We start from the raw sequence: 12,089 nt of genomic DNA on the forward strand, positions 1-12,089 counted from the left end.
CTAATTCCCTCGCATTTATTGGATTGTAAGGTGGGTATCATCCTGCAAACAAATAGCGAGATAAAAAGGTGCATGAATCGTCTAAAAATAGGCGAACCATGCGCCTTTTTTTTCTTACAATATAGTAGATACACATGAAGAGGTGAGGATTATGCCAACAACAAAAGGGCCGTTACATCCATCGGTTCAACAGTTTAAAGAGTTTGTAAACCATCACCCTAAAATGGTGCACGAGGTTAGAAATGGTGAAAAAACTTGGCAACAGTTTTATGAAGAATGGTACTTACTTGGTGAAGAAGATCCGATATGGGCAACTTATAGACCTGATGGAGCGCCTGCATTTTCTTCAGCAAAAAAAAATGAGAAAGTAAAAGAAAAAGATGATCGAACTGAAGAGGAAAAAACTGCCGATGTGATGGGGCAAATGCTTTCTTTCTTTAAAAAGCTAGATGTGGAACAAATGCAACATCATTTAGCCAATGTGACGAGTGCTATTGGTAGCGTGCAACAAGTTATTCAACAGTTTCAAGGAAAGCGCGAGCAGCAAGAGCAAAGTACTTCAGAAAATAATCCATTTTTCTTTCAGAAGGATTAGGGGGAAAGATGATGAGATCAGAACTTATGGAGTTTATAAAAGCTGATGAGGATTTATCTCGCTATATTAGGGAACAACCGTACTGGTATAGAAAATTAACACGAAACCCTGAAGAAAAAGAGGCTTTTGAGTTGGCGGCGATGCAGCATTTCAAAAAAACGATACCAGATAAAGTAGAAAAATTTCAAAATCAATTGGCGGTTGCTTCAATCATGATTGATATGTTTCAGTATATGAAGCAGCAAAATGCGACATAATTGGAAGGGAAAACTATGTCCGTCATGCAGAACTTTTGTTACAATAGAAACGGATTATTTAAAAAGGAGTTGCAGCATGACGGAAATTTGTTTAGTACGACATGGACAAACTGATTGGAATTTTCAAGAGATTATTCAGGGGCGTGAAGATATTCCGCTTAATAAAGTTGGGAAGAAGCAAGCGAGTCAAAGTGCAGCTGCTTTACAAGCGGAATCGTGGGATCTAATTATTAGTAGCCCGTTAATTAGAGCGCAAGAAACGGCTAATGAAATCGCAGAGGCAGCTGGATTACAGTCGGTTTTATTAGATGAGCGATTTGTTGAGCGGAATTTTGGTGAAGCTTCTGGGCAGCCGGTTGCGACTGTTAGAGAGTTGATTGCAGAAGGTAAAGTAGAGGGTATGGAGCAAGATGAAGAAATTGTAGCCCGTTGCTTTACTGCTTTAAAAGATGTTGCAGCAACTCATTCTGGCAAACGTATTATCATTGTTGCTCATTCCCATGCGATAAAAGCAATTTTACATGCAATTGAACCAGATGAAATTACGTTCAAGACCCCATTAAAAAATGCATGTATTAGTTATGTGAAAGAAAATAGTGGACAATGGGATGTTCTTAAATATAATATTGCGGAACATATTAATGTATAAGTGTATTTGAGATTGTATAAAATCAGTTAGAGTTATATCTTTCTTTTAAGTGAGGCACTTCAATTAGTAGTTCTATTCTAAATGTGGTATGATGAATACTCGGAGGTGTCTCTCATGATTGTAGCGACGCTGGAAAGCGTATTGATATTAGATAAGGCAGAGCAGCTTGCAAAAGCGATTATCTGTTCAGATATAGCAGAAGATTATCGTAAGTGTTATAAAGAATTGCATGAAGATATGGAAGTTCAGGCGTTAATTCAGCAATTTACAGCGATGAAAGAACGATATGAGGAAGTGCAGCGTTTTGGTAAATACCATCCTGACTATACTTTCGTTTCAACGAAAATGAGGGAATTAAAGCGTTCTGTAGACTTACATGATAAGATTGCAGCCTTTAAACGAGTAGAAACTGCTTTGCAAAAATTATTAGATGAAGTTAGTGTTGCAATCGGCTCTGAGGTGTCTTCTTCCGTTAAAGTTCCAACAGGAAATCCATTTTTTGATGTTGGTGGCTGTAGTGGCGGTTGTGGTACTGGTGGCGGTTGTGGTTGCAAAAAAACGGGGTGATTTACCCCGTTTTTTAGAATATGGAAGAAAACGTATACAGAGTTTGTTCTATAATGTCATAAATTTCTGATTGGTTTTCATAGAATATAAAAATTTAAGTTTTTAAAAGGAGAAGATGGAGAAGATTATGTTCGGGCAACGACAAAGTATGATTGTTTATTTACACTCATTGAAACATGCCAAGATTTTGAGGAAATATGGTAACATACATTACATATCAAAGCGTTTGAAATATGCAGTTGTATATTGTGATATGGAACAAATTGAGCATATGATGCATAAGTTGAACAAACTTCCTTTTGTGAAAAAGATAGAACAGTCGTACCGCCCGTTTTTAAAAACAGAATTTGAAAATTCTCGTCCAGATCGGGCAAAAGAATACGATTATAGTTAATGCAAAAAATCCCCTGCTACGTTTAGCAGGGGATTTTTTCGTTTGAAATAAAATGTTATTTCATTGGAGGAATGAAATTGTTCATTCGTAAAATACCAATTAAATGATTGAAAAATAGTTCTTTTTCTGGGAAAGTTGAGGACGGTTTTACAGTAAATGTAGTCACTTTTTTTCCTAGTTGTTCTGCCATTTCTTCGAATAAAATGACACGTTTACTTTTCTTATTTTCAAGCATAGGAATGCCTTCACGACATATGTATAATGGTTGGAAATCACCAGTAGTAGTTGGTTTTAATATTACAACAAGTGAACAAACTTTTTTTTCATTTTTTATCGTTTCGAATTGTAACATGTGGGTTATACGTTCTTGATTTGCTTTGGCAATTTCAAGTAATTCATATAAATCAGAGTAGCCTTCTCCGAGTTCAATAAAGCGTTGAATCATATTTTTTCCTCCTCTTTCTTTTACTGTACCATCTCACTTTTTAAATGAAAAGTAGACAAATAAAAAAAACCCTGCAAAGCAGGGCCCTTCTTATACTAGTATGTACTAGTAAGAAGGCAAAGGGAGAGGAGAAACCGGAGGAAGAACTTATGGGGAAACGTAAGTCTTCTCCGCGGTTGGCAACAACATCGAAGGTGATGTTGTTATAATTATTTATGTCCAATCTAAATGAAGATATACATCAATGAAAATAAATTTTATGTTGGGCTTTTTATTTTTCTTTTTTTTAATTTATGATAGGATAAAAAAGATAAAGTGGAATTAATATACATAATGGATTCGTGTTAGCGAATGGTGAGATGAATACATAAAAAATGCGAGCGGTTACTGAATTGAGAAGGATTTTCTATAATTGCTCGATAGATTGAAATAAAGGTAGTGACAACAGATGAGAGTAGTTTCAGGTAAATGTAAAGGACACCCACTTAAAGCGGTGCCTGGTAATACAACACGTCCAACGACAGATAAAGTGAAAGAGTCTATTTTTAATATGATAGGGCCGTATTTTGATGGCGGCATTGCTCTTGATTTATTTGGTGGTAGTGGTGGCCTTGGAATTGAGGCTATAAGTAGAGGGATTGATAAAGCGATTTTTGTTGATCGAGATAGTAAAGCAATAAAAGTAATCCATCAAAATTTAGAAAGTTGTAGAATACAGGAACAAGCTGAAGTATATCGGAATGATGCAGAGCGTGCGGTAAAGGCGCTTATAAAACGCGAAATGTCATTTGATCTTATACTAATTGATCCGCCATATAAAGAGCAAAAAATTGTATCTTTAATTAGTGTGATGGATCAACATGGATTGTTACATAGTGATGGATTAATTATGGCAGAGCATGGTAATGATGTAGTTTTACCTGATTCCATAGGGGGGCTTGCCAAAGTGCGGGCTGAGAATTATGGTATTACGGCGATATCGATTTATAAGTATGAAGGTGAGGGGACGGAATGACAAGTATAGCTATTTCTTCAGGAAGTTTTGATCCAATTACCCTAGGGCATCTGGATATTATTAAAAGGGGAGCAAAAGTATTTGATGAGGTATATGTAGTTGTTTTAAACAACTCATCAAAAAAACCGTTCTTTTCAGTCGAAGAGCGCTTAGAATTAATTCGTGAAGCAACAAAGGATATCCCGAATGTGAAAGTAGATTCACATAGTGGATTATTGGTGGAGTATGCAAAAATGCGTAATGCAAACGCGATATTACGTGGTTTACGAGCGGTATCTGATTTTGAATACGAGATGCAAATCACTTCTATGAATCGAAAATTAGATGAAAACATTGAAACCTTCTTTATTATGACGAACAACCAATATTCATTTTTAAGCTCGAGTATTGTGAAAGAAGTTGCGAGATATGGAGGAAGTGTAGTAGATCTTGTACCACCTATTGTAGAGCGCGCTTTAAAAGAAAAGTTTCAAACCCCGTTAAAGTGAACGGGGTTTTTCTTTATTGTTGCGAAAAAATAATAAGATAACGTATACATATAAACAAAATAATGTGAATATCGGTCCGTATTGTACGAAAGATGTCCAAATTTCATGCAGTATAGAAGAATGATTTGATAAAAATACGGGAGTATCTTTTTGCATGGGTGAGAAAGAATTGACTTTTTCGTAAAATGGTTTCCAAAATATAAAAGTAAACATAGGAGCGAGAATGCTTTGAATAATCCGTGCGAAAAAATATGGTTTAAATCGGATGTCAGTTTCAGCTAATATGCTAGCAACTTGTGCCTGAATAGAAAGACCGCTAAACGCTAAAATGAAGCTTGTTACCATAGCTTGTTGCAGAAGAGGTGTTTCATTTATTTGACTAATCATTTGGCTTCCAAGTGTCATTTCAAAAATGCCAGATAATATCGGAATACTAAATTCGGTAGTTAGTTGGAAGAATGATAAAATATGTTGCATAATAAAAGAAAGGGCTGTTGTAATATGAAATACAGTAATCATTTTATTTAAAACAGAGAATAAAATAATAAATCCACCAATCATAAGTAGCGTTTGAATAGAAGAAACGATAGCGTCCCCAAGTAATTTTCCTATTGGTCTTTTTTCTTGCATGCGTGTCTGGTGAAGAATTGAAAAAGGGTTTTGAAAAGGTCGTTTTTTAGTAGTGTGTTTATCATTTGTTTTAGTGGTGTTATTACCGTAAAAACGCATCAGTAACCCGACGGCAAAGTTACTTAAATAATGTGCGGCAGCTAATACGATTCCTAATTTCGGATTATTGAAAAAACCGATAGAAACGGCTCCGAAAATAAAAAGTGGATTAGAAGAGTTAGTAAAAGATACGAGGCGTTCTGCTTCGATTTGTGTGAGTTGATTGCTTTTGCGTAGTCTAGCGCTTAATTTAGCGCCAGCAGGAAAACCTGAAGCCATTCCCATTGCCCAAACAAATCCGCCTATTCCTGGAACGCGAAACAGTGGTCGCATGAGTGGTTCTAATATAACACCGATAAATTTTACAACACCAATACTAATTAGAAGTTCCGCAATGATGAAAAACGGTAATAGAGAAGGGAATACAACTTCCCACCATATATTTAACCCTCGAATGGAAGCTTGCAAAGCAGCTTGGGGGTGGAGTACAAGAGAAAAGGTTAAAAACAGTGTTGATATGGTAAGTAAAGCCGTTTTCCATTTTTCATACATGTAAGTAAATCCCCCTTTGTCCCAAAAAACGTTCATTTCAGTATACGTGGATACGTGGTGAATTTAGACCATAAGTATGAAAAAGGAATGAAAAAAGTTAAAGGGTGAGAAAAATGAAAGAACCGAAAATTGGTTTAGCGCTTGGATCTGGGGGAGCGAAAGGATTTGCTCATATTGGCGTTATAAAAGTTTTGAGGGAAAATGGTATACCGATTCATATGATTGCGGGAAGTAGCATGGGAGCTTTAATAGGTACATTTTATGCAGCTGGCAGTAACGTTGAAAGGCTGTATAAAATGGCGACTGTTTTCAAGAGGAAATATTATTTAGATTTCACGGTTCCGAAAATGGGATTTATTGCTGGAAAACGTGTCAAAGATATGATTAAAATGTTTACATATAATAAAAATTTAGAAGAGTTAGATATCCCGACAGCTGTTGTGGCTACTGACATCTTGAAAGGGGAAAAGGTAGTTTTTACAAGTGGTCCTGTTGCAGATGCAGTGAGGGCTAGCATATCGGTGCCTGGGGTGTTTGTACCAGAAAAAGTAGATGGGCGATTATTAGTGGATGGCGGAGTTATTGATCGTATTCCAGTATCGGTTGTGAAGGAGTTAGGCGCTGATATTGTTATTGCTGTTGATGTATCTCCGATTAAGGTGAATGGTGAGGTTACGTCTATTTATGATGTGATTATGCAGAGTATTGAAATTATGCAACATGAGCTTGTGATGAATCGGCAAATTGCATCAGATTTAATGATGCGACCAGCTGTGGAACAATTTAGTTCACGTGCTTTTACAAACATTGAAGACATTATTCAAGTCGGAGAAGTAGAAGCGGAAAAACATGTTTCAAATATTTATTTATTAATTGAGCAGTGGAAGGAGAAACATAATGTTTAAGCGTTTTCGGTTTATATATGCAATTTTAATAGGTGTAATATTGGCGATGTTACTTGTTTACGTACGTTTGCCGTATTATGTAACAAAACCAGGAATGGCTGCAAAATTAGAGCCGTATGTTCAAGTTGAGGGTGGAACAAAAGAATCTGGTGATTTTATGCTTGTAACGGTTTCAATGGGGCCGGCAAATGTTGTGAATTTAATAGCAGCGCAGTTTAACAAATATACACATGTATCGAAGGCGGAAGAAATATTACAAAGAGGCGAGAGTGATGAAGAATATCAATTCCGCCAAAATTATGCAATGAAAGATTCGCAAAATGCAGCGATTTACAATGCTTATAAACGTGCAAATCGTTCTGTTTCTTTTGAAAATAAAGGTGTTTTAGTAGCGGGAGTGTCGAAGGGAATGCCGTCGGAAGGAAAGCTTAAGCTTGGGGATGTCATCATAGCTGTTGATGGAAAAATATTCGAAAAGACGGAGCAATTTATTGAGTATATGACTGGAAAAAAAGAGGGCGATACAGTAAGTATTGAGTACAAGAGAAGTGGAAAGCAACTTAAAGAAAATTTAACTGTTAAGACAATCCCAAATGGGAATGGGCGTGTTGGTATAGGTGTCTCTATTGTGACGGAACGAGAATTAGTAGTAGATCCGAAAGTGAAAATTGACTCGCATGAAATAGGGGGGCCATCAGCAGGTTTAATGTTTACATTAGAAATATATAATCAACTTGTAGAAGAAGATTTAACAAAAGGGCACGAGATTGCTGGAACGGGTACAATCAATGAAAAAGGCGAAATTGGCCCAATTGGTGGTATTCAGCAAAAAGTGGTAGCTGCTAGTGATGCTGGTGCTGAAGTGTTCTTTGCGCCAAATGAAAAAGGTGCGGAGAAATCGAATTATAAAGATGCACTTGAGGCGGCAAAAGATATTAAAACAAAAATGAAAATTGTACCAGTTGACACGTTGGATGATGCATTAACGTATTTAGAAAAAATGGGTGATAAAAAATAAACCTCTCTGAAAAAGAGAGGTTTTTCTTATAGAAATGTTGCAGTTGTTTCATCGTAACGAATTGGATGGTGTGTTACGTCTTGTTTTAGTAGTTGTGTCCGTAATGGTTCTTGCATGATGGAGAAATAGACAGAATTTGCTTTTCGCTCTATATCTAAAGTGGGGTGATTAAAAGTTTTTGTATGAGTAAGGATTGGAAGTTCTATTTTTTTCTTGTTTTTTGAAAGGTAAGTTTGTCCTTTTTGTGACATGCCAAGTAGGCGGATATAAGGTGCATGCTGTTCTATATTTGCATTATGCATTTCTTCTTTTGTTGTGTTGGTTAAAATGTGTGTGCAAGCTCTTTGTAATCTAGTCCATGTATAACGTTTAGTTTTTAATGCCTCCATGAATGAATAGAAAGAGGAACTGTTTTGTATTTTTGATAAAATGCGATGCTCTAAGCCTTCTTCTATTTCATATATATGTTGTAAGTCCTTGGGAGACATCGTCATGAGTTTGTATTTAAAAAATGAGAAATATTGTTCCCAATTATGTAATACCCCATAGCTTTGTTTGTAATTTGCTAAAAGTGAAGCGGTTGCTTTTGGGATGAAGGGCTCAATTGCTGTAAATGAACTATTCTCGTTAAAGAGCTGTTTACGAATACTGGTTGCGCTTGCGATATGTTGATCAGTAAATGTTTCATCATGATAATGAGAGGCAAATCTTTTTATCGTTTGAGCTTGCATAGAACTATTTTGCGAGAGAATTGCTTTCATGTATTGGAAGCCTAAAATGTTATTTGGCTGAGACATGTCTATGTTTTTTTCGGATGGTAAAATATGCAGGAAGGCTTCAGATGTAGCTTTTGCGTAACTATTACCTGTGTTCATAAATTGTTTAACAAGTCGATTGAAAGTTTCTTCTTCATTTTTTTGTACAGAGATGGTATTATAAAAATTTTCGATTATTCCATCTTCACTACCGAAACAAATTTCAGAAACATGTAAGGCGTTTAAAATGGAAATAGCGCCATTTGCAAATGTTTCAGCCTTTTGTGTGGCGAAAGCGTATGGAAGCTCTACAATAAGGTCTACGCCGCTTTCTAACGCCATTTTGGTGCGGTACCATTTAGATAGGAGTGCCGGCTCACCACGCTGTAAAAAAGGGCCACTCATAACGGCAATTGTAATATCAGAGTGTGTTAACTTTTTTGTTTGTTGCACATGATAATCATGACCGTTATGAAAAGGGTTATATTCAACAACAATACCACTGGCTTTTATGGTAATCTCTCCTTTCGATGTAGCATCTTTTTGAAAAACATGATACTCTATATATTATTTACTATGATGACTTCATTATAGTGTAAAGAAAAAACATTGACAAATATAAAATGGCTAGCTATAATTTTGTTTGTTGCCTTGAGGTGATATGATATGAAATGGTCCATCCATCAATTGAATAAATTGAGAAATAAAGGATTGACATTGGATGAGATGGTAGATGTAAGTGAGCTAAAAGAGGTCGAGAAAGATATTCGTGAAATTAATCCTGTTCATGTAACAGGAAGAGTTGATTTTGGCTCCGGTAAGTTTACGTTTCATCTACATATAACTGGAAGCATGGTTTTACCGTGTTCTCGCTCTTTAGTAGATGTGACATTACCATTTGACATTAAAACAACTGAGGTGTTCCAAACTTCACAAGAAGATTTTGAAACAGAAGCTGAAATTCATTGTTTAGAAGGAGAAGTACTTGACTTACTGCCCGTAATCAAGGAAAATATACTTTTGGAGATTCCAATGCAAATTTTCAGTGATGATGTTTCTGGTGGAGCACCGACGCAAGGTCAAGACTGGCAAGTGATTTCGGAAGAAAACAAAGAAAAGCCTGTTGATCCAAGATTGGCAGGACTTGCAAAGTTTTTTGACAAATAATCGGAAGACTGGTTCAGGCCTTCATATGAAAATAACTATTTCTTTTAAGGAGGTGGGAAGAATGGCTGTACCTTTTAGAAGAACTTCTAAAACAGTAAAAAGAAAGCGTCGTACGCATTTCAAATTATCAGTACCTGGTATGGTAGAGTGCCCAAGCTGTGGTGAAGCGAAATTAGCTCACCGTGTATGTAAAGCATGCGGTACTTACAAAGGTAAAGAAGTAATCAGCAAGTAATTGCGGGAAAATAAACGTAGAAGATATCTTCTGCGTTTATTTTTTTTTGTCTAATTCTTTAGTTGGTGTATTCTATCTTTTCTAGTAACTGCATATGTTTAATAAAAAATGCATAGGGAGGACTAGAGAGATGGCGACAACAAGACAAGATGCTTGGACTGATGATGAAGATTTGCTTCTGGCAGAAGTAGTACTCCGGCATATTCGAGAAGGTGGAACACAGCTTTCTGCCTTTAAAGAAGTGGGAAGACATTTGTCTCGTACACCAGCAGCATGTGGGTTTAGATGGAATTCTTATGTTAGAAAGCAATATAAAGAACGTATTGAAGAAGCGAAGCAATTGCGTAAAGTAGAGAATTATGAAGTGAAAGAAACGAAGGTATTAGAGCCTACGTCAATTACATTGAATGATGTTATCGATTTCTTGCAAAATTATAAAGATGAAAATTCTTTAATGGTGCTGCAACAACAAATTGAATCGTTACAAACAGAGAGAGAGCGTCTTTTGGAGCGATTATCAGTATATGAGGAAGAATATAGGACATTACTTGATTATATCGATCAAAAAAGAAGTGTAATGGTTGCGGAAAGAAATAGCGCTCGTTCCAATGGAAAATTAGAGAAATTAAAGAAATAAAAAAACAGCTGCTATGTAGCTGTTTTTTTATTTTTAAGCAGATTCTTCATTTGTAACCGCATTCAAATTTGTTTCTGGGTGCCAAACATAAAAATCACCATCAGGTACTGATACAGGTTGGAAATTTAATTTATCCCAAAAACCAGCTGAGTGGATACGTGCAATTGTTTTAACTGGGAATTGCAGTTGTTTCGCATAATTTACAAGCATTTCTCCATATCCTTGTTTTTGGAAAGTCGGTAACACTTCAAGTTTATAGAGTTCTAGGTAAGTACCTGTAATTTCAAATGGCTCTCCGCCGTTTCTTTTCATGTATAAGCTCATACGTGCAATTAATGATCCACCATAATAGATACCGTAAAATGGAGATTCACTATCATTTTCAATAATGTTTGCTTGTAATTCTTCTAACATGGATAGTTCTTGAGCTCCGCAACCTTTAAATTTTTTAAATTCATCTAATGTTTTATAATTGATGAGCAAACGCTCAACTTTTGGGAATCCCATTACATCACGTCCTTTTCTTATGTTGATGAATACAGAAAAGTAAAAATATTTATAATAATATTATAACTCATTTTTTGATTTTTATGAAGAAGATAGTATATTTCTTTTATTATTTTTTTGAGGATTTGCTAAACTAAGAGTAGAAGCGTATTAATAGGTAGTATATACATAGTGAAAGAAGAGGTTGCATTTATTTGCCGGGAAACAGTGAAATCATTAGTTGTATTAGTGTAATTTAGGAAGATATAAAGGGGGGAGGGCAAGGGAACTTATGTAACTTGTTCATAGGAGTTCCTTGTGTGAAGATGAAAATTGGGATTGTGGGACCGGGTGCTATCGGTCTATTGTATACATTTTATTTACAAAAAAGTAATCAAGATGTTACGTTGTTTACAAGAACGGCTAAACAGGCTGAGGAATTGAATATAACGGGTGTAACTTGTATTAGGGATGGGGTATATGAAACGGTATTCACATCGGTTTTACCAATAGAGAGTATGCCAAAGCAGAAATTAGACTTTATATTTATTGCCGTAAAGCAATATCATATAACTGACATATTATCTTTTGTGCAGGGAGAATCATCATTAATCTTTTTACAAAACGGAATGTCACATTTGCATGCTATGCAGAAAATAGGGAATGAGAATATAGCTGTTGGGATTGTAGAACATGGTGCGAAAAAAGAAGGGATGCATACAGTTCATCATACAGGAATAGGTGTTACAAAGTTTGGTATAGTGCGCGGTCAATCTATATATTTTGAAAAAATATTTGATTGTTTTTCCTCTCCTCATTTTCCTCTTCAAATAGCATCTGATTGGAAGGACGTTATGCACAAAAAATTAGTAGTTAATGTATGTATTAATCCGTTGACGGCGTTATTACGAGTTCAGAATGGAGAGTTGATTTCTAATCCGTTTTTTTATCAAATGATGGAGCAAGTATTTCAGGAAGTGGTTTTTCTTGTGAAAGAAGAAAAAGAAATTGTATGGCAGATGGTACGACATGTATGTGAAAGAACGTCTCGTAATACATCATCTATGTTGGCGGATGTGAGAGCGAATAGACAAACGGAAATCAATGCGATAATTGGATATGTATTAGAAGAAGCTAAGAAACAGCAAAGACCAGTTCCGACACTACAATTTTTGTTCGATGCAATAAAAGGATTAGAAGTAAAAGTATAAGTGTTATTCTTTGCTTTTACGTGAAACATTGACTACAATGTGGA

The 12,089-nt window shown here is 35.8% G+C and carries 17 protein-coding genes; 13 read left to right on the plus strand and 4 right to left on the minus strand.

The genetic code is table 11. The features are described 5' to 3' along the window. Positions 1-151 precede the first annotated feature (151 nt). The 5 genes from ylbD (at position 152) to BAQ48_RS24940 (ending at position 2,462) form a co-directional block, all read left to right on the plus strand. Positions 152-595, plus strand: a complete 444-nt coding sequence (ylbD, locus tag BAQ48_RS24920) for a YlbD family protein (RefSeq protein WP_071713182.1) — start codon at positions 152-154, stop codon at positions 593-595. Between the two features lie 11 nt (positions 596-606). Next, positions 607-852, plus strand: a complete 246-nt coding sequence (locus BAQ48_RS24925; RefSeq protein ID WP_001255876.1) for a YlbE-like family protein — start codon at positions 607-609, stop codon at positions 850-852. A 76-nt stretch (positions 853-928) separates the two neighbouring features. Next, positions 929-1,501, plus strand: coding sequence for a histidine phosphatase family protein (locus tag BAQ48_RS24930; RefSeq protein WP_071713183.1), 573 nt, complete (start codon positions 929-931; stop codon positions 1,499-1,501). Positions 1,502-1,615: 114 nt separating this feature from the next. Continuing rightward, positions 1,616-2,068 carry a YlbF/YmcA family competence regulator gene (locus tag BAQ48_RS24935; protein WP_000634352.1) on the plus strand — a complete coding sequence of 151 codons (453 nt, stop codon included), beginning with the start codon at positions 1,616-1,618 and terminating at the stop codon, positions 2,066-2,068. Between the two features lie 127 nt (positions 2,069-2,195). Beyond that, on the plus strand, positions 2,196-2,462 hold the full coding sequence (locus tag BAQ48_RS24940) for a YlbG family protein (RefSeq protein ID WP_002093356.1): 267 nt from the start codon (positions 2,196-2,198) through the stop codon (positions 2,460-2,462). Between the two features lie 55 nt (positions 2,463-2,517). Here the strand turns inward: BAQ48_RS24940 and BAQ48_RS24945 are convergent, their stop codons facing one another. After that, the gene (locus BAQ48_RS24945) at positions 2,518-2,907 is read right to left on the minus strand and encodes a DUF7147 family protein (protein ID WP_071713184.1); all 390 of its coding nucleotides are present in this window, start codon (positions 2,905-2,907) and stop codon (positions 2,518-2,520) included. Between the two features lie 448 nt (positions 2,908-3,355). Here BAQ48_RS24945 and rsmD point away from each other — a divergent pair, with 448 nt between their 5' ends. Together rsmD and coaD are read left to right on the plus strand one after the other, a co-directional pair. Further along, positions 3,356-3,922, plus strand: a complete 567-nt coding sequence (rsmD, locus tag BAQ48_RS24950; RefSeq protein WP_071713185.1) for a 16S rRNA (guanine(966)-N(2))-methyltransferase RsmD — start codon at positions 3,356-3,358, stop codon at positions 3,920-3,922. Next, complete coding sequence (gene coaD / locus BAQ48_RS24955) at positions 3,919-4,410, plus strand: pantetheine-phosphate adenylyltransferase (RefSeq protein ID WP_000200601.1); 492 nt, start codon at positions 3,919-3,921, stop codon at positions 4,408-4,410. The genes rsmD and coaD overlap by 4 nt, the downstream gene beginning before the upstream one ends. Here the strand turns inward: coaD and ylbJ are convergent. Then, on the minus strand, positions 4,402-5,631 hold the full coding sequence (gene ylbJ / locus BAQ48_RS24960) for a sporulation integral membrane protein YlbJ (RefSeq protein ID WP_071713186.1): 1,230 nt from the start codon (positions 5,629-5,631) through the stop codon (positions 4,402-4,404). The genes coaD and ylbJ overlap by 9 nt on opposite strands. Before the next feature lie 113 nt (positions 5,632-5,744). Between ylbJ and BAQ48_RS24965 the strand changes: the two genes are divergently transcribed. Beyond that, positions 5,745-6,536 (plus strand): patatin-like phospholipase family protein, encoded by a 792-nt coding sequence (locus BAQ48_RS24965; RefSeq protein ID WP_000662600.1) that lies wholly within the window; start codon positions 5,745-5,747, stop codon positions 6,534-6,536. Continuing rightward, complete coding sequence (locus BAQ48_RS24970) at positions 6,529-7,554, plus strand: SepM family pheromone-processing serine protease (RefSeq protein ID WP_071713187.1); 1,026 nt, start codon at positions 6,529-6,531, stop codon at positions 7,552-7,554. Before BAQ48_RS24965 ends, BAQ48_RS24970 begins: the two co-directional genes overlap by 8 nt. 26 nt (positions 7,555-7,580) lie before the next feature. Here the strand turns inward: BAQ48_RS24970 and BAQ48_RS24975 are convergent, their stop codons facing one another. Next, complete coding sequence (locus BAQ48_RS24975; RefSeq protein WP_071713188.1) at positions 7,581-8,807, minus strand: nucleotidyltransferase; 1,227 nt, start codon at positions 8,805-8,807, stop codon at positions 7,581-7,583. Positions 8,808-8,975: 168 nt separating this feature from the next. On the opposite strand from BAQ48_RS24975, the gene BAQ48_RS24980 reads away from it, so the two are divergent. The 3 genes from BAQ48_RS24980 to BAQ48_RS24990 all read left to right on the plus strand — a co-directional run bounded on the left by BAQ48_RS24980 (position 8,976) and on the right by BAQ48_RS24990 (position 10,348). Then, complete coding sequence (locus tag BAQ48_RS24980; RefSeq protein ID WP_000872143.1) at positions 8,976-9,476, plus strand: YceD family protein; 501 nt, start codon at positions 8,976-8,978, stop codon at positions 9,474-9,476. A gap of 61 nt (positions 9,477-9,537) precedes the next feature. After that, entirely contained in the window at positions 9,538-9,711 is a 174-nt protein-coding gene (gene rpmF, locus BAQ48_RS24985; RefSeq protein ID WP_001984764.1) for a 50S ribosomal protein L32, read from the plus strand. Between the two features lie 130 nt (positions 9,712-9,841). After that, positions 9,842-10,348 carry an RsfA family transcriptional regulator gene (locus BAQ48_RS24990; protein WP_000246477.1) on the plus strand — a complete coding sequence of 169 codons (507 nt, stop codon included), beginning with the start codon at positions 9,842-9,844 and terminating at the stop codon, positions 10,346-10,348. 33 nt (positions 10,349-10,381) lie between these two features. Here BAQ48_RS24990 and BAQ48_RS24995 read toward each other — a convergent pair whose 3' ends face one another. After that, positions 10,382-10,855, minus strand: coding sequence for an N-acetyltransferase (locus BAQ48_RS24995; RefSeq protein WP_000506705.1), 474 nt, complete (start codon positions 10,853-10,855; stop codon positions 10,382-10,384). Positions 10,856-11,154: 299 nt separating this feature from the next. Between BAQ48_RS24995 and panE the strand changes: the two genes are divergently transcribed. Next, positions 11,155-12,045 (plus strand): 2-dehydropantoate 2-reductase, encoded by an 891-nt coding sequence (gene panE, locus BAQ48_RS25000; protein ID WP_084065089.1) that lies wholly within the window; start codon positions 11,155-11,157, stop codon positions 12,043-12,045. The last annotated feature ends 44 nt before the right edge of the window (positions 12,046-12,089 follow it).

The organism is Bacillus luti (assembly GCF_001884105.1).
Lineage (GTDB): Bacteria > Bacillota > Bacilli > Bacillales > Bacillaceae_G > Bacillus_A > Bacillus_A luti.